Annotated in this window: 16 protein-coding genes; 10 read left to right on the top strand and 6 right to left on the bottom strand. The window is 35.7% G+C overall.

All coding sequences use genetic code 11. The features are described from left to right. Positions 1–610 precede the first annotated feature (610 nt). The 9 genes from GR162_RS06655 (at position 611) to GR162_RS22130 (ending at position 15,850) form a co-directional block, all read left to right on the top strand. Entirely contained in the window at positions 611–3,349 is a 2,739-nt protein-coding gene (locus tag GR162_RS06655) for a substrate-binding domain-containing protein (RefSeq protein ID WP_160781470.1), read from the top strand. Between the two features lie 231 nt (positions 3,350–3,580). After that, positions 3,581–4,939, top strand: a complete 1,359-nt coding sequence (locus GR162_RS06650; RefSeq protein ID WP_160781469.1) for a sugar porter family MFS transporter — start codon at positions 3,581–3,583, stop codon at positions 4,937–4,939. Continuing rightward, positions 4,902–6,518 carry a glycoside hydrolase family 32 protein gene (locus tag GR162_RS06645; RefSeq protein ID WP_160781468.1) on the top strand — a complete coding sequence of 539 codons (1,617 nt, stop codon included), beginning with the start codon at positions 4,902–4,904 and terminating at the stop codon, positions 6,516–6,518. The genes GR162_RS06650 and GR162_RS06645 overlap by 38 nt, the downstream gene beginning before the upstream one ends. A gap of 171 nt (positions 6,519–6,689) precedes the next feature. Continuing rightward, positions 6,690–9,791, top strand: a complete 3,102-nt coding sequence (locus tag GR162_RS06640) for a TonB-dependent receptor (RefSeq protein ID WP_160781467.1) — start codon at positions 6,690–6,692, stop codon at positions 9,789–9,791. A 14-nt stretch (positions 9,792–9,805) separates the two neighbouring features. After that, a complete protein-coding gene (locus GR162_RS06635) occupies positions 9,806–11,497 on the top strand; it encodes a RagB/SusD family nutrient uptake outer membrane protein (protein WP_160781466.1) in 1,692 nt (563 codons plus the stop codon). 18 nt (positions 11,498–11,515) lie between these two features. Then, entirely contained in the window at positions 11,516–12,913 is a 1,398-nt protein-coding gene (locus GR162_RS06630; RefSeq protein WP_160781465.1) for a DUF4960 domain-containing protein, read from the top strand. A gap of 21 nt (positions 12,914–12,934) precedes the next feature. Continuing rightward, positions 12,935–14,491 (top strand): glycoside hydrolase family 32 protein, encoded by a 1,557-nt coding sequence (locus GR162_RS06625; protein ID WP_160781464.1) that lies wholly within the window; start codon positions 12,935–12,937, stop codon positions 14,489–14,491. A 24-nt stretch (positions 14,492–14,515) separates the two neighbouring features. Continuing rightward, positions 14,516–15,421, top strand: coding sequence for a carbohydrate kinase (locus GR162_RS06620; protein ID WP_160781463.1), 906 nt, complete (start codon positions 14,516–14,518; stop codon positions 15,419–15,421). 219 nt (positions 15,422–15,640) lie between these two features. Next, positions 15,641–15,850, top strand: a complete 210-nt coding sequence (locus tag GR162_RS22130) for a hypothetical protein (RefSeq protein WP_202393910.1) — start codon at positions 15,641–15,643, stop codon at positions 15,848–15,850. Between the two features lie 106 nt (positions 15,851–15,956). Here GR162_RS22130 and GR162_RS22125 read toward each other — a convergent pair whose 3' ends face one another. The 3 genes from GR162_RS22125 to GR162_RS06605 all read right to left on the bottom strand — a co-directional run bounded on the left by GR162_RS22125 (position 15,957) and on the right by GR162_RS06605 (position 19,289). Beyond that, on the bottom strand, positions 15,957–16,352 hold the full coding sequence (locus GR162_RS22125) for a DUF1254 domain-containing protein (RefSeq protein ID WP_202393909.1): 396 nt from the start codon (positions 16,350–16,352) through the stop codon (positions 15,957–15,959). Between the two features lie 1,125 nt (positions 16,353–17,477). Next, the gene (locus GR162_RS06610; protein WP_160781462.1) at positions 17,478–18,479 is read right to left on the bottom strand and encodes an NADP-dependent oxidoreductase; all 1,002 of its coding nucleotides are present in this window, start codon (positions 18,477–18,479) and stop codon (positions 17,478–17,480) included. Between the two features lie 6 nt (positions 18,480–18,485). Next, complete coding sequence (locus tag GR162_RS06605; RefSeq protein ID WP_160781461.1) at positions 18,486–19,289, bottom strand: enoyl-CoA hydratase/isomerase family protein; 804 nt, start codon at positions 19,287–19,289, stop codon at positions 18,486–18,488. 97 nt (positions 19,290–19,386) lie between these two features. Between GR162_RS06605 and GR162_RS06600 the strand changes: the two genes are divergently transcribed. Next, a complete protein-coding gene (locus GR162_RS06600; RefSeq protein ID WP_160781460.1) occupies positions 19,387–19,812 on the top strand; it encodes a helix-turn-helix domain-containing protein in 426 nt (141 codons plus the stop codon). Positions 19,813–20,399: 587 nt separating this feature from the next. Here GR162_RS06600 and GR162_RS06595 read toward each other — a convergent pair. The 3 genes from GR162_RS06595 to GR162_RS06585 are packed head-to-tail and all read right to left on the bottom strand — an operon-like array spanning position 20,400 to position 22,303. After that, positions 20,400–21,308: an AraC family transcriptional regulator gene (locus tag GR162_RS06595; RefSeq protein ID WP_160781459.1), complete on the bottom strand. Its 909-nt coding sequence runs from the start codon at positions 21,306–21,308 to the stop codon at positions 20,400–20,402. A gap of 42 nt (positions 21,309–21,350) precedes the next feature. After that, positions 21,351–21,869: a hypothetical protein gene (locus GR162_RS06590; RefSeq protein ID WP_160781458.1), complete on the bottom strand. Its 519-nt coding sequence runs from the start codon at positions 21,867–21,869 to the stop codon at positions 21,351–21,353. Next, complete coding sequence (locus GR162_RS06585) at positions 21,866–22,303, bottom strand: DUF2147 domain-containing protein (RefSeq protein WP_160781457.1); 438 nt, start codon at positions 22,301–22,303, stop codon at positions 21,866–21,868. Before GR162_RS06585 ends, GR162_RS06590 begins: the two co-directional genes overlap by 4 nt.

The raw sequence follows: 22,303 nt of genomic DNA, 5'->3' as shown, positions 1-22,303 counted from the left end.
TAATGAATAAAAAATAGAGGCTTATTTTCTTTTTGAAATGCTGTAAATGTCTAATGCAACGCCTGCCATAAATAGTATTGAAATAGACGATCCAATGGGCAAGGTAGCCGGATCATCCGGAAGGCCGGGAGGAGGTGGATTGGTAGAAAAAGTGATAGTCTGGACTAGTAAAGCTGAGGCTGTAAATATCTTCTTCATCTAATATTATCTCGAAAATAATGTTAAAATATTGTGAATTTATACGAAAGTATTCTTAATTAATGCCGTTTTTTTTAGTTGCTTTTGATGAGGTTAAATACAAAATTCAAATATTTTGCTTTTTAAAATTTTCATAATTCTGAATAGAATTTATATAATTTCCATATTATGATGTGCTATGATTCAGCCCATTTAAGTTTTGAAACTTTGTCATTTTAGAAAGACTTTTAACCGATTTTTTACCGATAAATAATGCCTGTTATTTGCCAACATCAAATAAAAGTTTAATTTTACTTTTTTAATCCTTCTCGGTTGTCTATCCAATATATAATGCCTTCCCATTATATTGACAAACTGTTGGTTAAGAAGGCTATTTTCGAAATTTGCACTACCTACATAACCTCATTACCATATGTATCAATTTATAAAATATATTGTACTGTATCTCGCAGTATCATTAAGTTTCGTCTCTTGCAAACAAAAGCAAGGCGATAAAATCAGAGTTGGTTTTTCGCAAGCCATGACCACCGACGATTGGCGCAAACAAATGAACAGTTCTATAAAAATTGAAGCTTCGTTGCGGCCTGAAGTCGATTTGACAATTAAAGACGCTAATAATAATGTCGAAAAGCAAATCGAAGATATTGAACGTTTTATTTCTAATAAGGTTGATGTAATTATCGTATCGCCAATTCAATCCAAACCTTTAACGGCAGTGGTAGAAAAATCAATTAAAGCAGGAATTCCTGTTCTCGTTGTAGATCGAAAAATAGAAGGCGAAAATTATACGGCTTATCTTGGAGCAGATAATATAGAAATTGGCCGAATTGCCGCTCGATATATAGTCTCGCACAGTAAGGGCTCGGGTAGGATTATAGAAATCACAGGTGCAAGCGGATCATCTCCGGCGTATGAAAGAACACTTGGTTTTAATCAGATTATCAATGAAAATAAGCGTTTCACGATTGTAAATACCATTCAAGGCGACTGGGAAAAAGAATCGGTTAAAGCACCTTTGAAGGCAATTCTGCAGCAAAATCCAAATGTGGAATATATTTTCGCTCATAACGACAGAATGGCTTTAAGTGCTTGGGAGACAGCTAAAACCTTGGGATTAGAAAAGAAAATCAAATTTATTGGCGTTGATGCTTTGAATACCGTTAATGGCGGAATTGAACTGGTTAAAAGTGGTGTGCTTGACGGCACAATTTTATATCCAACTGGAGGAAATGAAGCTTTGAAACTCGCTTTGAAAATGTATAATAAAGAATCAATTGCGAGAAACAACATCTTGAATACCATTGTGATTGATAAAAATAATGCTGAAATTATCGAAAACCAAATGGACAAAGTCGATCAGCAGCAATTGGTAATTGAAACGCAACAAGATGCTATTAAAGTGCAGGAAAGGGAATATGCTTCGCAGAATAATTTAGTTCGATTGCTTAGTTTCTTTCTTGTAATTATTTTGAGCTTAACGATTTACAGTATTTATTCTACGATTTCTATTTCAAAAAAGAAAAAGCAATTGGAAAGAATCAATCAAACTGTAATTGATCAGAACAATGAAATTCAGGAAATGGCACAGGTTGCAGCAAAAAGCAATGAAGCAAAACTAAATTTCTTTACAGGACTATCACACGAATTCAAAACGCCAATTACCTTAATAATGAGTTACGTGGAATCTTTAATTGAGAATGATAAAATTAAAGGAACCGCTTTAATTGATGAAGTAAAGCTGATTCACAAAAATTCAAATAGATTACTTCGATTAATTAATCAACTGCTGGATTTTAGAAAAATTGAAGAACAAAAATTCACCCTGAGGGCTTCTAATACTAAAATTTATGATTTTACTAATGAAGTCATGGCTAATTTTAAAGGTGAAGCTGCCCGCAGAAACATTGATTTTCAGTTAAGCTGCAAAAACAAAAATCTGGAATTGTTCATTGACCGAGGTTTAATGGATAAGGTCTATTTCAATTTACTTTCAAATGCTTTTAAGTTTACACCCGATAATGGTAAAATTACTATTTCGATAGTCGAAAATCAGGATAATACTGCAAAGATTCATTTCAAAGATTCTGGAATCGGAATCCCTGATGATGAACTTTCGAATGTTTTTGATCCGTTTTTCAGAGCTTCAAATAATAATAAAAACAGTTCAGGAATTGGTTTGCATTTGTCCAAAGAATTTGTGCTTTTGCATCATGGAACTATCGAACTAAAATCAAAACAAGGAAGCGAATTTGTAATCACTTTATTGAAGGGAAGCAGTCATTTGCAGCCTGGAGAAATTATTCAGAAAGGCGAAAATCTAACGAGTATTCCAAGTCTAATTACGGATAATTTGAATATTGAACCCGAATTAAAGGAAGTACATACTATTTCTGATGCCGAAAAACATTCGTTGTTAATCATCGAAGACAATATAGATTTGGTTAATTTCTTAAAAGCCAAACTTTCAAATGAATATATAGTGTATACTTCTGATGGAAGTGACGCAGTCGAAAGAGCCTTAGAAATTATTCCGGACATTATTATTTGCGACATTAATTTGGTTGATAAAGACGGATATGAAATTAGCAGGGAACTAAAGAAAGACTTGCGTTCCTCTCATATTCCGATAATAATTTTAACTGCACAGAGTAATAAAGAATCTGTTTTAAAAGGGCTTCAGAGTGGAGTGGACCAATATTTGACTAAACCGTTTAGCCTTTCGATTTTAAAACAATCTATTTCTAGTCTGCTTTTCAACAGAGAAAAACTACGTTATTATTATACGAATAATATTTACCGTGTTGAACCCGAATCGAAATTCGGGAATCAGGAACAGACTTTTATTACCAAAATGAATGAAATTATTACAAAGAATGTCGAGAATCCGAAATTTTCGGTTGAAGATTTAGCCGATAAATTAGGAGTTTCTAGAGTTCAATTATACAGAAAAGTAAAAGCCATTATCGGAATTAATATCAGCGATCATATTAACAATGTCAAATTAGAGAAAGCAGCAGAACTTTTGAAGTCCAATGAGATGAATATTTCTGAGATTGCATACTCGCTTGGATTCTCATCTCCGAACTATTTTTCTACAGCTTTTAAGAATAAATTTGGAATTTCTCCTAAAGAATATAAAATGTCTAGTTAATCTGTATTTGAAATTGTTTCTTTTTAAGTATCAATTTCGAAGCTCATGTAACAAAATCGAAACTACAAGGTTTTCGTAAAAGAATTTTAGTTTGTGTAAAACGTTGTAAATAAAGGTTTTGGGTTTGTAATGTCAATCTGTCAATATTTAAAGAAATAAATTGTAACATCGTTAAAAATAAGTTGATTTTTTTGCAGATATCTTAGCAACAAAGTTTTTAATACATGTACAATGAATAAGATATTGATTTGGTCTGTTACTGCTGCACTGGCAGGTTTTCTTTTCGGTTTTGATACCGTAGTTATTTCTGGAGCTGATAAACAATTGCAGCTTCTTTGGCATTCATCTGATGCTTTTCATGGTTCTGTTGTGATGGCAATGGCATTATGGGGAACTGTGGTTGGTGCAATCTTCGGAGGAATCCCAACTAATAAGTTAGGACGAAAAAAGACTTTGTTCTGGATCGGAATTTTATATTTTGTTTCGGCAATTGGCGCCGCTTTTGCCAATAATCCGTTTGTATTTGCTGCCTTTAGATTTATTGGAGGTTTAGGAGTGGGCGCTTCAACCATTGCTGCTCCAGCTTATGTTTCAGAAATTGCTCCTGCTGATAAGAGAGGACGTTTGGTAGCTTTGTACCAGTTCAATATTGTATTGGGTATTTTAATTGCTTTTATTTCTAATTATTTTTTAAAAGATATTGGCGAAAATGCTTGGAGATGGATGGTAGGCGTTCAGGCAATTCCTTCATTGGTTTACATTCTTTTTATTGTAACGATTCCAGAAAGTCCGAGATGGCTTTTATCTAAGAACCGTGATGAAGAAGCACGTAAAGTTTTATATGCAATTGATCCTTCGGCAGATATTTCAGATTTAATTGATGATTCCCGCGAAAATGGCACTACAAAACATGAAAATATCTTCATGAAAAAATACCGTTTTCCATTAATTCTAGCTTTTTTAATTGCCTTTTTTAATCAGTTTTCAGGAATTAATGCCTTTTTATATTATGCGCCAAGAATTTTTGAAGAAGCTGGTTTAGGACAAAATACAGCTTTATTGAGCAGTATCGGTATTGGAGTTACTAATCTTATTTTTACCTTGATTGGCGTGGCATTAATCGACAAATTAGGAAGAAAGCTGTTAATGTACATCGGATCTGTTGGATATATTATTTCGCTCGGATTAGTATCGGCTTCTTTTTATTACAATTGGGGAGGCTTGTCAGTTCCAATTTTCTTATTCCTTTTTATTGCTTCTCATGCAATTGGTCAGGGTGCTGTAATTTGGGTTTTCATTTCAGAAATTTTCCCAAATCACATTCGCGCGTCCGGACAAGCATTTGGAAGTTCTGTACATTGGGTTTTGGCCGCGATTATTCCGTCTTTAATTCCGATGCTGTTTTCAGAAATAGGACCAGAAGTAGTATTCCTTATTTTTACGCTAATGATGGTATTGCAATTGCTATTTGTAATTTTTCTAATGCCAGAAACAAAAGGAATTGCTTTGGAAGCACTAAGTGAAACACTAACTAACAAAAATAACCACAAAAATGAAATCAAAGAAACATCTGCCGTTAGCTCTTTATAGTGCCGTTTTACTATCGATAGCAGGATTTAAACCCTCTTCTGCAACTGCACAAACTGCTGCTGTAACCGTATCGAGCACAGCAGAAGAACAAATGTATCGCCCAAATTTTCATTTTACACCGAAAAAAGGCTGGATGAATGATCCCAACGGAATGTTTTTCGCCAACGGCTACTATCATTTGTTTTACCAGCATTATCCAGACGGAAATACATGGGGGCCAATGCATTGGGGACATGCCATTTCTAAAGATTTAATTAAATGGGAAGAATTGCCGATTGCGATTTACCCTGATAAAGACAAATATATTTTTTCTGGAAGTGCGGTTGTAGACACGCACAATACATCTGGTTTAGGAACAGGAAAAAATGCTCCGATTATTGCAATTTACACTTTGCATGACATGACGAAAGAGAAAGAAGGCAAAATTGATGTAGAACGACAAGATATTGCTTTTTCGAATGATAATGGTTTTACATGGCAGAAATTTGAGGAAGGAAATCCTGTCGTGAAAAATCCTGGAATTCGAGATTTTCGTGACCCGAAAGTTTCTTGGGATGAAACGCACAAACAATGGATCATGGTGCTGGCGGCGCAAGATCGAGTACAGTTTTACAAATCCTCTAATTTAAAGAATTGGGAGCTGCTCTCTGACTTCGGAAAAAACATTGGTGCTCACGGTGGAGTTTGGGAATGTCCAGATTTCTTTGAAATAAAAGTCGAAGGAACAAAAGAAACCAAATGGGTTTTAATTGTAAATCTTAATCCAGGCGGGCCAAACGGAGGTTCTGGTGTTCAGTATTTTGTTGGAGATTTTGATGGAAAAACCTTCACTATGGATAAAAGTTTTGCCGAAAGAGTAAAAAATGAAAAAGCAGTTTGGGCAGACTATGGAAAAGATAATTACGCTGGAGTAACTTGGAACAATGTGCCAGCTTCAGACGGAAGACGATTATTTATAGGATGGATGTCAAACTGGGAATATGCACAGCAGGTTCCGACAACAACATGGAGAAGCAGCAACACGATTCCGCGCGAATTGCAATTGGTAAAAAAAGGAAACCATTATAATTTGGTGAGTAAACCAGTAAGAGAATTAAATAATTATGCTGCTGAAACCATTAAAGTGCAAAATTTAAACGGAAAAGGAACTTTAAAAGTAATCGAAAGCGGAAAAGCAGATTTAACAAAAGCCGTTATCAGTCTGGATTTAAAAAACCTGAAGCAGGACGATTATATTTTTACACTTTCAAATTCAGATGGAGCATCTTTACGTTTTGGCTTAAACAACAAAGAGAATTTTTTGTTCATTGATCGTTCTAAAGCCGGAAGAATTGATTTCTCAGATAAGTTTGCTTCAACTGTAAGCAAGGCGTTTTTGGAGGGAAGCCAAAAAAGTGCTGCTTTTAAAATTATTTTGGATAAAACTTCAATTGAAATCTTTTATAACAACGGCGAAAAAGTGATGACAGAAATCTTTTTCCTAAACAAACCATTTTCAGCTCTTTCGCTTTCTTCAAAAGAGAAAATAGAATTAAAAAATGGGATTGTTCAAGTGTTGGACATTGATAAAAAACAATAAGAAAATCGAATAGAATTTTTCTAATTCAATCTAAAAACAGATCGTACTACCGTAAGAAGGATAATCTCTTTCAGGCTCGTTACATCTATTTTTCAAAATAAAAAAACTGCTAAAGAGTGGAAGTCAAACATAACTAACTATTAAAAATAACCTTAACCAAACCAAGAATTTATGAGAAATAAGATTTTTTATTTTCTATTTTTCTTTTTTCCAATGCTCATGATGGCACAGGAAAACGGAATAAAAGGAACGGTAATTTCCTCTGATGACGGAATGCCGCTTCCTGGTGCAACAGTAATGATTTCGGGAACCAATACCAGTTCGGTAACCGATTTTGACGGGAATTTTTCTTTTTCCAGCATTGCTTCTGATGCTGTGCTTGTAGTTTCTTTTGTGGGCTATAGTCCGCAGTCGATTCCAGTTAAAGGACAGAAAACACTCAGTATAACGCTAAAAGTGGACAACAATCAATTGAATGAAGTTGTAGTAACGGGATATTCTAAGCAAAAGAAAACAGATATTACCGGAGCTGTTGCGGTTGTAAACATGAAAGATGTTATGAAACAGCCAGAACCAAACCCTATTAAAGCGTTGCAGGGAAGAGTTGCTGGTGTAAAAGTATCTTCTGATGGTTCGCCAAGCGGAGGAAATACCAAAGTGGTCATTCGTGGTGTTGGAACTTTAAACAATACTGATCCGCTTTACGTAATCGACGGAATGCCAACAAAATCTGGAATGCATGAATTGAATCCTAATGATATTGAGACTATTCAGGTTCTAAAAGATGCTTCGTCTGCCAGTATCTACGGTTCACGAGCTTCAAACGGTGTAATTATCATTACAACCAAAAAAGGAAAAGAAGGGAAAATGAGAATCAATTTCAGTACATATGCTTCGTTTTCTGACTATTCAAGAAAATTAGATGTGCTAAATGCCAACCAGTTTGGGCAGGCACTTTGGCAGGCTAATATTAATGATGGTTTAAATCCGAATAACAATAATTTGCGCTATCAGTTTGATTGGTCGGTAAACAATAACAAACCGCAACTGAATAAGGTTCTGGTTCCGGAATATTTAGATACCGAACAAACTTTAAAAGCGTCAAATACAGATTGGTACGATGCTATTTCTCAAACAGGAGTTGCCAATTCTTATGATTTATCTGTATCAAATGCATCAGATAAAGGGAATTATGTTTTTTCATTAGGTTATTATGATAACGAAGGTGTAGTAAAAACTACTGATTTTGAAAGAATTTCTGCGAGAATGAACAGCTCTTACAAGTATTTTGACGGAAAATTAGTCATTGGGGAAAATTTCAGTTTAAACCGTACCAACGAAGTCACAGATCCTGGTGTTTTAGATCCTGCATTGCGAGCTTTGCCAATTATTCCGGTGCATACTGAAGACGGAAAAGGATGGGGAGGACCAGTTGGAGGAATGAACGACAGACAAAATCCGGTTCGTCTTTTAGAATATAACAAAGACAACAAATACGATTATTTACGTCTTTTCGGTAATGCTTACGCAGATTTGGAAATCATCAAAAACCTGCATATCAAAACGAGTTTCGGAATGGATTATGGTTTTTATAAAAAACGAACTTTGCAGCGAAGCTACAAATCAGGGTATTTGCAAAACGATCAGACTTCCGTTACGATTGATCAGTCTGTGAGTGATAAATGGACTTGGACGAATACTGCAATCTACAGTTTGAATTTCGGAAAAAACAATCTGAATCTGATGGCAGGAACAGAAATGTATAAAGATACTTATGATACAAACACATTGCGTAAAAACGACTTTTTGATTGAAACGCCAGATTACATGTATCCTGATGCAGGAACGGGTGAATCTTTTACAAGCGGAACTTCAACCGTATATTCTTTGATGTCTTATTTTGGAAAAGCAGATTATGAGTTTGACAATCGCTATTTGGTTTCGGCTACCATTCGCCGTGACGGTTCTTCTCGTTTTGGAAAAAACAATCAGTTTGGAACATTTCCTGCAGTTTCAGCGGGATGGAGAATCAGTAATGAGAGCTTCATAAAAGATAAAATAACCGCAATTTCTGATTTAAAATTAAGAGCGGGATGGGGACAGACCGGTAATCAGGAAATCAGCAATACTGCAGTTTACTCGCTTTATCTGGCAAGTTACGCAGGCGGAAGTCCGACCTGGGCAACTTCTTTCGGAACGGCTTACGATATTGCAGGAAACGGAAACGGATTGCTTCCGTCAGGTTTTATTGCAACACAATCTGGAAATGATGATTTAAAATGGGAAACGACCACGCAAACCAACGTTGGTTTGGACTTTGGTTTATTCAAACAAAAACTAAGCGGATCTGTAGATTATTACATCAAAAAAACAGATGATATTTTGGTGTTGCCGCCGTATTTGGGGGTTATTGGAGAAGGCGGAAACCGTTGGGTAAACGGAGCTTCTATGGAAAACAAAGGTTGGGAGTTTTCTTTAGGCTATCATGACGAAACTTCATTTGGACTGAAGTATGATATTTCTGGAAATATTTCGGCAAACAAAAATAAGATTACACAATTGCCAGATGAAGTTAAAAACAATTATGGCGGAGACGGATTGAACGATAATATTTTGGGACGTCCTATAAATTCAATGTACGGTTATGTTACTGACGGATTATTTACAAGCCAGGATCAGGTGGATAACTCGGCAATTCAGGAAGGGAAAGGCCTGGGAAGAATTCGCTATAAAGACTTAAATGGAGATGGAGTAATTACAGACAAAGACCGCACATGGATTGGAAACCCAAACCCAGGATTGCTGTACGGAATCAATTTGAACTTAGCGTATAAAAACTTTGATTTCACCACTTTTTGGGAAGGCGCGACAGATGTTGATGTCATCAATAACACAAAGTATCAAACCGATTTCTGGAGTGTTGATGATGTGGGATCAAATAAAGGAACGCGATTATTGAATGCTTGGTCTTTGGATAATCCAAATTCAACTATTCCAGCGTTGACAACGGTAGATAGAAATGCGGAGTCAAGATTTTCAACCTATTATGTAGAAAACGGAAGTTATCTTAAACTTAGAGTTTTACAGTTTGGATATAATTTTCCAAAAGAATTGCTGAAAAAACTAAATATGGAAAGTTTCAGGCTGTACATCAGCGGTCAGAATCTATTGATTATTGATTCGAAAGGGTTTACAGGAGTTGATCCAGAAAATGCAGGATTTGGATATCCGCAGCCAACCACTTTTACTGCTGGTCTTAATTTTACTTTATAACAAAAGATTAAAAAATGAAAAAAATACTATATATAGCAGGATTTGCAGTGTTGGGGTTCTTCGCTTCCTGTTCCGATTTTTTAGAAAATGATCCTCGTGGCGTATTATCGGAAAAAGATATTGTTACGCCTGAAAATGTTGAAGGATTTATGAATGCCGCTTACGCACAGTTAGGAAATGACCATTATGATTCGCCGTACAGTTTGTGGCCGTTTGGAAATGTCCGTTCGGATGATGCTTACAAAGGCGGAAGCGGAACCAACGATATTCAGGATTTCCACTTTTTCGAAGTATCAAATAATATTCGTCCTGATTTTGGAGAGTTGGATAGTTTTTGGTACATCAGTTATGTCGGTGTTTCGAGAGCCAATAAAGCTTTAAAAGCCTTGGAACAAATCTCAGAAGCAGATTATCCGTTGAAGAAAACACGTATGGCTGAAATGCGTTTTTTAAGAGGACATTTTTATTTCATGCTGAAAATCATGTTTAGAAATGTGCCTTACATAACTGAAGATATTGCAATCGAAGATTATAAAACTATTTCCAACAAAGCGCTTTCAAACGAAGAGCTATGGGATAAAATTGCAGAAGATTTTCAGGTTGCAGCCGATAACTTGCCAGACACGCAGCCAGAAATCGGACGTGCAACTAAAAAAGCGGCTTACGCTTATTTGGCAAAAACAAGATTGTATCAGGCATACACGCAGGATGAAACTTTTAAAGTTACAGGAATCAATCAGCAGCATTTGCAAGAAGTAATCGCAGCAACTGATAAAGTAATTGGAAAAGCGTCTTTAGAACCTGATTTTGCCAATAACTTCTTGCCTGGAACTTACGAAAACGGACCAGAATCTATTTTCTCTATTCAGTTTTCAGACAATGATGGAACTTTATACGGAAGATTGAATTTTTCTGACGTTCTTTCTACACCGCAAGGTTTAGGCTGTTGCGATTTTCATAAACCAAGCCAGAATTTGGTGAATGCTTTTAAAACTGGAGCAAATGGTTTGCCAGAGTTTGATACGTACAACAATGAAGATTTTGATTATAAAAATATAGACGCTAATACAGTTGATCCAAGATTGTATCATACTGTCGCGATGCCGGGATTGCCATATAAATACGATCCTGAATTTCTATATGTTGAAGCTTGGGTAAGATCTCCTGGAACTTACGGTTATTATGCTTCTTTAAAAGAAAACGTGGCTCCAAGCTGCAGCTGTGTCGTAAATATCGATCCGTTTTACGGAAATTCAAAAAACAGAATTCAGATTCGCTATGCCGATGTGATTTTGATGCGTGCAGAAGCTTTGATTGAATTAGGAAGACAATCTGAAGCTTTGCCATTGATTAATGAAATCAGAGAAAGAGCGGCAAAAAGTACAGGAAGATTGCCTTATGTGAGCAACTTCAAAATCAACACTTATGTGGACGGAAGCAATTGCAACTGGACACAGGATTTTGCCCGCAAAGCTTTACGTTGGGAACGCCGTTTAGAATTGGCAATGGAAGGAAGCCGATTCTTCGATCTTGTTCGTTGGGGAATCACAGATCAGGTGATGAATGATTTTTACGCAAAAGAAAAAACAAAACGCACCTATTATCAGGACGCATTTTTTGATGCGCACAAAGAAGAATATTGCCCAATTCCGTTGAAGCAAATTAATTTCAGTCAGGGATTGTACAAACAAAACCCAGGTTATTAATCTTTAAAAATCAGCAATATGAAAAAAGCTTTAAATAAATATTGGGCCAAAGTGTCTGTGATATTGGCAATGATTTTTGTGATTACTGCCTGCGAAAATGGTTTTGAAAATGGCGGATTTGATGTGAGTTCGCCTTCAAATGTACTTTCATTCAAACTTAACGGAGTGTCAGGAAACATTGATCAGGTTACAGGAAAAATTACAGTTATAATGCCTTATGGCTCAGATATAACAGCTATAAAACCTGAAGTTGTTTTTGAAGCAGGAGCAACATCAAAACCGGAATTAAATTCGGCAATGAATTTTACAAATCCAGTAAAATTTAGAGTTGTGAATGGAAATTTATATAAAGATTACACCGTAACCACAACCGTTTTAAGTCCGATTAAAAGTTTTACAATTAATGGCGTCGCAGCAACTGTAAACGACGTTAGCAAAACAATTATGATGACGCTTCCTGAAAATACGGATTTGACGGCGCTAAAACCAGTAATTGAAACAACAGATGGAGTTGCGATTTCTCCAGCATCAGGAGCAGCAATTGATTTTACTAATGCTGTGACTTTCGTAATAACATCAAATGGAAAAAGCGTTAATTATACCGCAAATGTTGGAGTTCCAGCTGCAGGATTAACGGTTGCTTTTTTAGGAACTGCGGCAACAAGAGCAGGAATTACCAATATGGATGAAATAACGGCTTCAAATTGGCTATTTGATACTTTTCCAGGAGCCAGATATATTTCTTTTGAAAGTATACAGAACGGAGCGGATTTAAGCGGTATCGATGTGATTTGGTGGCATTTTGATTCAGCTGCAAACTTGCCTTCTGTTGCCTATAATCCTGCGGTTACCAATGCATTGAAAAATTTCAGAACAAATGGTGGTAACCTGCTTTTAACTTCATTTGCTTCGCAATATGTTGATGCATTAGGAATTGTTCCCTCAGGAAAAGGACCTAATAATGTTTTTGGTGATTTTCCTCCAAATGGATTTGTTGATGGAAATTCTTGGGGAATGTCGTTTGTAGGTCACGAAAACCATCCCATATTTCAGGGCTTAACCACTTTTGAGGCAGGAAAAGCCAATTTATTGCAAAGCGGCACTTTCAGATTAAATCATACCGCTTGGTGGTTTTTACCAGAATGGGGCGGATACAATAATGGAGAAGGATGGCGAAATCAGACAGGAGGAACCAATCTGGCCAGCGAAGCTTGGGATAATGCGTTGGACGGAAGGGTTACCATTGCTGAATTTCCAAATACAAGTGCTAATAAAAATGTTATTGTGATTTCAATGGGAGCTTATGATTGGTATAATGAAACCAACAGCAGCGGAGTTCCTAGTCAGATTAATGAGTTTATTGGCAATATTAAGCAGCTGACACAAAACAGTATCAACTATTTAGCAGTAAAATAATTCAATTTGAATTCAATTAAAATGAAGTACAAAAATATAATTACAATTGCCTCGCTCTTCTTTTCACTGATTTCATGCAGTCAGGATGAGAATTATATTGGCGGCTCCATTTCGGGAGGCAATTCTGAAGTAGCAAGTGTTTTTCCTGTTCCGCCAGTGCAATGGATGGGCGCAAACAATCCGTATTACAGTGCGGGGTATACGGGTGATATTATGCCTTTTTTCGACAACGGAAAATTCCATATTTATTTTCTGCATGATGCGCAAAATAAACCAGCAGGAAAAGGATTTCATGACATTCATGAATATCAGAGTACAGATTTGGCACATTTTACGTACGAAGGTAAAACTATTCCGTACGGTACAACTCTCGAGGCTGATTTTGCCGTTGGTACTGGATCGGTTGTCAAAGTAGGCAATCTCTATTATTTCTATTATACAGGACACAATGAAAATCCGGCTTTTATTCAGTCGAATGCTAGAGAAAGCGTACTCTGTGCAACAAGCAGCGATCTGAAAAACTGGACCAAAATTCCATCTTTTAAAATTACAGCTCCGTCTGGCTATTATAATTATGATTTTAGAGATCCGCATGTCTTTTACAATGACGAATTGAAGAAATATTCGATGCTGGTAAGTACGCAGACAGAACCTGGCAGAAAAGCCGTTTTGCTGCATTTTACAAGTGCTGATCCTGCCTCTGGAAAATGGGATGTTCAGACCCCGCTTTACACCACAACTCCTGAAGATAATTACCTTATGATGGAATGTGCGGATATTTTTAAAATAGGAACTTATTGGTATTTAATGTTTTCTGAAAACTGGAGCGGAAGTAAAGGCACGCATTATAGAATGGCATCATCAATAAATGGGCCGTGGATAAAACCAGAAAATGATAGAATTGACGGAGAATATTTTTATGCTGGAAAAACTGCTTCGGACGGAAATAAAAGATATGTTTTTGGATGGAACGCCAGAAAAACGCCTGAGAATGATCTAGGAAACAAGGATTGGGCAGGAAACATGGTAATTCATGAATTGACTCAGAATGCAGACGGAACTTTAGGAACGCAATCGCCAAAATCGCTTACAGCTTTATTTTCTAAAAAGAAGGCAATTGCCGAAGTCGATGCGATTTCAGCGAATGCAACAGCTAATAACGGAACTTATTCGTTAGCTGGAGATTCAGAAAAAGCATCGGTCACTTTTAAAAGCAATGGAAAAAAAGTCAGAATAAAAGCCGAAGTTACTTTAGCGAAAGTTTCTGGAACAACAGGATTTGTTTTTCATACCAATGATACGGGCAGTTATTATAAAGTGGTTCTTGATATTGCAAATGGCAAAATAAGCGGCTATAATTCGGCTTCGCAAGAAGTAACACGTTTGCCTTTTGCTTTTCAAATTAATACAAAATATGACGTTGAGATAGTTGCAGAAGGAAGTGTTGCGGTATTTTACATCAACGGAAAAGTGGCACTTACCAACCGTATTTACGGAAGAGATAAAAATAAATGGGGCATAATTGCTGAAGGGCAAACGAGCACAATTTCAAATCTTCAGGTAACTCTACCTGAATAAAAACTAATATAAAATAATTTTAGAATGAATAACGGAGAAAACCTTAAAGCAGTGGCATACGGAGAGGTGCTATGGGATGTTTTTGGAAATGAGAAAAAGATTGGCGGAGCACCTTTGAATGTGGCTTTACGTATGAAAACGTTAGGTTGCGAGGTAGCCATGATAAGCTGTGTAGGAAATGATGAAGACGGAAAAGCCATAAAAAGTCAGGTAGGCCAACTGGGACTTGAAACTGATACGATTGTAGTTTCAGAAGATTTCCCAACGGGCTTGGTTAACGTAACATTAAATCAACGCGGATCGGCAACTTACGAAATCAATTATCCGTCTGCTTGGGATAAAATTGTATTGAATAATTTGGCTAAAACAACGGTTGCTGAAGCAGATGTGTTAATTTACGGGAGTTTGGTTTGTCGCGACAATGTTTCCAGAAATGCTTTAGAAGAACTGCTTCAATATAATGTTTATAAGGTATTTGATGTGAATTTAAGAAAACCGCATTATACGTATGAAAACCTGAACCAGCTCATGCAATCGGCTGATTTCATAAAATTTAATGATGAGGAATTGCTTGAAATTGCAAAAGCACTGAATTCTCCCTTTGAAACTTTGGAAGAAAATATGGCTTTTATTGAAGAAAATACAAAAGCAACAGCAATGTGTGTGACAAAAGGAAAACATGGCGCCTTGTTGCTTTGGAAAGGAAAAGTTTATGAAAATGGAGGTTATCCAATTGAAGTTTCAGATACAGTAGGTGCGGGAGATTCTTTTCTGGCCGCTTTGATCACTTCATTATTAAACGGAAAAGATGCTCAAGAGTCAATTGATTTTGCCTGTGCAATTGGAGCTTTAGTTGCCGAGTCGCCAGGTGCTAATCCTGAAATTTCGTATTCTAAAATTGAAAAATTAATGTCTGGACTTAAAATTTAATTTAAGAAATAATTCTATTCTGCGAAGCCCGATACCTTTTGGTATTGGGCTTTTTTTGATTGGTTTATTTCTCTTTTTTTTGTTTGCAAATTATAATATGCAACATCTTTAATTACAGCTTGGACGTTGAATCATGTAATTTTATAGTTGAATGGTTTTTCATAAATTTTAATATGAATGATTGTTCAGTATAAATTGTATTAACTTAAAGCGTAATTTATGAAAAGAATTACAATTAAGGGACATGTACTATTTTTTATTATGTGTCTTATTGCGGGCTTTACTACAAGATCTTATGCCCAGGCAGACCCTAGAGAAGTAAGGAAAGAAAACTTTAAAGGTGTTATTGAACTCGATGTAAGAAATTCCAAGCCAGACTGGAAACCTTATACTCCTAAATCGGCACCGGAAGGTTTGTCTTTGCTTTGAACTGGTTCTACAGTAACGTATCATCGAGATCTTGAAAATAGCGTTCATCATAGAAGGTGAGTGTCGAATAGGTCTGCTTTGTTGCTGTAGGATCAATAAAACGCTGTTATCGAGGACTTTTTGCTTGAGATAAATAATACATTTTAAGAGTTTGTGCGTAGTCGAAAGCCTGCTTTAATGTTTTTCCTTTTCCTACGATTGACCTGAATGCGAATGCGATTCTATAATTTGGCGACTTGACTACTATGTAGCCTGGCGGTATAGCTTTTGAATAACCATTCGGAACGAAAAGATATTTTCCTCCTTTGCCTTTGTCCAATCCTGAAGGTCCTACATCAGCAATTGTAAATTGCCATGCATCAACTACTTGCCCATACAATGTACCTTGATTTCCGGAAGGAGGAACCTGCAGTATAATTGGCTCTTTTCGTAAATCTCCAAATGCAGTAATGTAAGGAGTGCTGCTATTGGCGGTTATCGCCTCAAGTTTGGGTGTTGCCACTCCAGAATATGTTATAATGTCATTATCCTTATATCCCAAGTCTGAGTAGGCAGCTGCCCGGAAACGGTATATGGCTGCGGCAGGAATTCCCTATAAATGAGCTTCTAATGCTCTTTGATATTTCAACTGATAGTCAAAATCTAGATTAGAAGGTACTGTTCCAATTGGAGGTTCACCCGCAAAAGTCCGTTGCCCGTCCTGGGCATAAATCTGTATTGTTGCTAATAGAAAATAAACGAACAATTTTAACTTTATCTTTTTCATAATTAATTATCTATAATATTTTGAATAGTTGGAAGACTTGTGCAATTTTTTTGATCTGCTAAGGATTATGAATAAAACAGAAACAATTTGTAATAAAATTAATTTCAAAATTGTCAACTGGACGCATTATTGTCATTAAAAGATGTTGCAGATTACAATGTGCAATCTTTTTTGTTTTATTAAGATATTTTATTGAGAAGTAATGTAGTTTTATACTAATCAATAACTGGCAGTAGAAATTTTCTGGAAAGAAATTTACGGAAGATGAAATGATAAATAATCTGCAAATTAGATTTCCTTTTATATGATTAAATATAGATTAAAAGCACTCTAATTATGGGTTGATAATTTTTCTTCCATGATTGAAGTTAGAATCCTGGTTAATTATCGAACGATGAATTACAAACTTATCTTGTTATTCTTAAATAATTGAAGCTCTTTTGCGCTTCTTAATTTCTGCAGTATTCTCAAAAAATAAAAGAAGGGGAAAAATGATTCGAAAACAGCGTATTTTAATAACTATAAAAAAAGGCGCAAATTGAAGACAATTGGCGCCTTTTGGCTTGTGACCCTTACTGAACAATTTACAAACCATTTTATTAATGATTTAAAGAAATTGGCTTATTTTCAAGTGAATTTGTAAGATAATTATTTTAAATTTTTCTTCAGTTGCGGTTTGTATGTCTTGCTAGGGTTAGATGCTAAGAATCGTTAATTAGATAAACATATGATTTTATAAAATTAATTTGTATTCATAAATTTTTGACGACAAAAATTCAAAGTATTAGAAGTAAATTTAAATAATAATAGGAAAATATTTGAATCAAAATTTATTGATGATAATTAAAATGAATTAGGTGATCATTTTATTTTCACAACCACTTTTCCTTTTGCATGCCCTTTTTCCATATATTCAAAAGCATCGTTGGTCTGCTCAAAAGAAAATACTTTATCCACAACGGGTTTAATTGCTTTAGATTCGAGTAAATTCCCTATTTGTTCAAGTTGCCTTCCGTTCGCCTTCATGAATAAAAAGGAATAATTAATATTTAAATTTTTAGCCCTATTACGGATTTTCATGCTGGTCAGCCAAAGTATAAAACTTATTATTGCTGATGCGCCGATTGATTTTGCAAATTCTGGGGTTGGAGGTCCAGAAATTGAAATAATACTGCCTCCCGGTTTTAAAATGGTCAATGATTTTTCAAGTGTTTTAACATCCTGGCTGTTAAGTACCAGATCATAATCTTTAAGAATATTTTCAAAGTTATCCTTTTTATAATCTATAACGATATCAGCTCCAAGGTCTTTCATCATATCAAAATTCTTTTCGCTTGCTGTTGTGGCGACAAATGTTCCAAGATGTTTGGCAAGCTGAATTGCTATTGTACCGACTCCGCCAGAACCTGCCTGAATAAAAACTTTCTGGCCTTTACCAAGTTTCGCTTTTTCGGCGAAAGCCTGCCATACAGTTAGTCCGACCAATGGAATTGATGCTGCCTGCTCCATTGATATATTTTTAGGTTTTAGTGCCATATCATTTTCATTCACAGCAATATATTCCGCGAAGGAACCGATATGAAAATCGGCTGCTCGTCCATAAATCTGGTCTCCAATTTTAAAGCGACTGATTTTTGAGCCGGTTTCTACTACTATTCCTGCAATATCATGACCTAATATTAAAGGTAATTGGTAAGGAAGGATTAACTTGAAATCACCGTTTTTTATTTTTAAGTCCAGCTGGTTGATGCTGGCAGCATGAATTTCTACCAAAACCTCATAATCTCCAATTTCAGGTATTTTTACATCGCTGAGTAATAATTTTTCTGCTTTGCCGTATTTAGGTAAGATATAAGCTTTCATATTTTTTTAGATGTTATCAGCAAGATTTAGTTCCAGATCACCATTTTGCTGGAGTCCTCTTTCAAATAGTTTTTTAATTCGACCGCGTGCTTCAGGCTCCTCGAGTGAAGCAAAGAATTTAACCTGTGTGTCTAAAATTTCTTCGTTTGAAGGAAGTTTGGCTCTTTGGTTCATGATCTGCTTTATGGCAGTAATTGGTTTTTTGTCAAATGAATCTATGCGCCTTGCAAATTTTTCAACATATTCATCCAGCTCAGAATCAGGTATTGAGCGGTTTACCCAGCCGTAGAACGCGGCTGTATCTGCATCATAATCATTACCGCTTAAAATAATTTCAAGAGCTCGGCTGCGCCCTGTAAGCAGATGCAGACGTTCAAGTCCTCCGCCACCAGGAAAAGAACCGATCCCTATTTCTACCTGAGCCAAGAATGCTTTCTCCCTGCTGGCGAATCGCAAATCAAATGCTTGTGCAAATTCGCTTCCAAGTCCTCTTGCACGACCTCGGATAGAAGCGATTGTCACAAAAGGGGCAAGTTCCAGTCTGCGTGCAATATCTGGCCAAGCTATAGAAAGACCTGTTTTTCCGGTTCCTTTTGGAAAGTCTCCAACATTTAGCAACTCGACATGAGCAACAAAAAAGTCTGGATTTTCACTCTCAAATACTACAACTTTTAGGTTTTCATTTGACTCCAGTTCGTCCATCACAGTCATTAGCTGTTTAGAAAATTCAGTATCAAACATGTTAATCGGCGGATTATTGAAACTGATTTTCCAATATCCATTTGTAATTTTGTGTGTGATAAAAATCATAATTGAATCGTTTTGGTTAATTTTTGTAATTTTGCTTGCAAATTGAAAGTACAAATATAAATAAATACACTTGCAAAATGCAAGTAGTTGAGAAATAATGAAAGAAATAAAAAAAAGGTCGGGCTGTCCAGTGAGTAGTTCCCTTGATTTGCTAGGAGATAAATGGTCACTTTTAATTGTACGTGACCTAATGTATTATAAGCAATGCACCTATGGTGATTTTCTAAAATCAGATGAAAAAATTGCGACTAACATCCTTGCAGCAAGATTATCAACTCTTGAAGAAGTTGGAATCATTGTAAAGCTGGATCATCCCGAAAGCAAAGTAAAATTTTTATATCAACTCTCTGAGAAGGGCATTGATCTGCTTCCGGTATTAATCGAAATGTATATCTGGGGAGAAAAGTATTTTATACTTTCTGAGCATCACATTGAATTTTTAAAAGAAATCAAGAAAGATAAACAGGCTTTTATAGATAAGCTGACTGACAAAATGAAAAAGATGATTGTTTCAAAAGAATGACACTCAGGTAGATGAGAAGGAAGCTAAAATTATTTTGGAATTACTGTATTTAGTATCAAAAAATTACGATAAACCAAAAGAGAAAAAAATCCTATATCCTTAACGGGATTTCGAACCATCGTTCAGCTTCGATTAAATCTCTGATAGCGCCACTTTAAGACTGTTTTTTTTCAAACAGACTAAGAATTTCCTGTGAAAAAATCGAACCACAAATATTAGATTGTGAAGGCATGGAAAATCAATATGTTTGTGTATAAAAAAAGAGACAACTATTAACTAGTTGTCTCTTTTAGTGACCCTTACTGAACAATTTACAAACCATTTTATGAATGATTTAAAAAAATTAGCTTATTTTCAAGTGAATTTGTGAGATTATTATCTTATTCTTTCATTTCTTAGCGGTTTGTATGTATCGTAGGGGTAATACAATTGTGCAATTAATTTTTAATGTGATAAAAGTTTCCTTTATAAATTTTGATTATTTCCTTTAAATAATACGCATAGTTAGAAGTAAATTCAAATTTCCAAAATATCCCTATCATAATTTACCCATGATAAATTTTAAAATGGAGTTGTTGTAAAAAATATCAATTTAGGCTTCTATATTCCTTCGGTGTCTTTCCTGTCTTGGTTTTAAATAGTTTGCTAAAGTACTGGGGGTATTCGAAACCGAGAGAATAGGCAATTTCTGCAACAGAAGAATCGGTATTCATTAAAATGCTTTTGGCTTCTTCCATGAGAAAATAATGGATATGGTCCTGGGCACTCATTCCGGTTTCTTTTTTTAACAGGTCTGTTAAGTAATTTGGAGACAAGTGAAGTGCATCTGCAAGATATTTTACTGTTGGAAGCCCGTTCTTTTTTAAATAGCTTTTGTTAAAGTATTCCTTAATAATGTTTTCTGCTTTAGCGACAATATCCCGGTTTGCATTCTTTCTGGTTATAAACTGTCGGCCGTAAAAGCGTGAACAGTAATTTAGCAGGAGTTCAATATTAGAAACAATTAAAGTCTGGCTGTGACTGTCGATGTTTTCCTGAAGTTCGTTTTGAATCTTTACAACGCAGTCATGCAATATCTGCTTTTCTTTCTCCGACAAGTGCAGGGCTTCCGATGTTTCATAGGAAAAAAACGTGTATTCTTTCATTTTTAATCCCAGAGAAGTATTGCGGATAAGGTCGGGATGAAAAAAAAGTCCCCATCCCATCATGTCGTCTCTTTTTTCAATTTCATTATCCATCGTCATTGTCTGTTTGGGAGCGATGCAGATTAGGCTTCCTTCTTGAAAATCATATGTCTGCTTGCCGTATCGGAGTCCGTTTGCACAATAATTTTTAAACATTATCGAATAAAAATCACAGCAAATACGCGTGCCTTCTTCTACATATTCGTCTACTTTGCTAAAATCGATAACAGCCACCAGCGGATGATTGATATTGCCCTGCCGCACAAACTTATTTATGTCGGAAATGCTTTTTAGATTGATTATCGGTTTCATATTCTCTTGATCAAAAACAAATTATTAATTTACTTTAACTCTTTAGTTTGAAATTTTTGCATTGCTTAATTCTGTTACTATCATTTCGTAATATGCATTGGCTCTCTCCTGCGAAAAATAATCAACCATTAATCCGGCTAAGGCAAAAAGGGCAAGTCCAAGGCCTAATCCATGAAGAGCTGGACTTTTAGAGAACCAAAAGAGCAGCAGTGTAATAGGAAAAAAAACAACAGCCACAATTTTTGATATTGTATATCCGATTTGAAAATCTTCAACACGTTTTTTTTCGGCTTTTACAAAAGCATGATGGTCTTTTTCAAAATCCTGTTTATAGGATGTTAATCGGTTATTGTTTGAAACAATCATAGAGAAACCAATTGCTGTGTAAACTATTCCCACTACAATTAAAGGAATAACTAATGCTTTGGCATTCAAGGTAGAACCAAATTTTCCAAATAAAATGCCTCCAATGATCGTGATAATACCAAAGTTAGTGATAAAATAGGCTTCAAATAATTCGCCTGTGATCCAATTTAGAGTATGATTGTAAAAATTCATCATTTATATCTATGCCAAGTTACTGTTTTTCCTAATAAGGATATTCCTAAATAGCCTCTTAAATTGAGTTTACCATCTTCAATCCATGCTTTGCAGGTATAGGTATCGCCGCTTGGAGGATCGTAAATTTTCCCGTTAGTGTACTCTTTACCGTTCCATTCTAATCCTGTTAAGCTGGTTATGCCAAGAATGTTTCTGCTTCTCAATCTTACATCTGGGTTTTTGCTGTCTTTTTTAGAAGTTATGCCATCTTTTTCAACCACAAGATTTCCCCATAAAAGTTTGGCCGAATAATTAGCGCCATCTTTAAAAAACTCCATTCGGACATCCTTTTTATCAGATTCCCACACGCCGACTATCGATTTCTCATTAACTTGAGCCTGCATTTTAGAGGCCATGACCAATAAAATCAAAAACAAAATTTTAGCTGTCTTCAT

Source organism: Flavobacterium sp. HBTb2-11-1 (assembly GCF_009826975.1).
Lineage (GTDB): Bacteria > Bacteroidota > Bacteroidia > Flavobacteriales > Flavobacteriaceae > Flavobacterium.
Note: the sequence above shows the minus strand (reverse complement) of the source record. Positions and strands in the feature narration are given on the sequence as shown.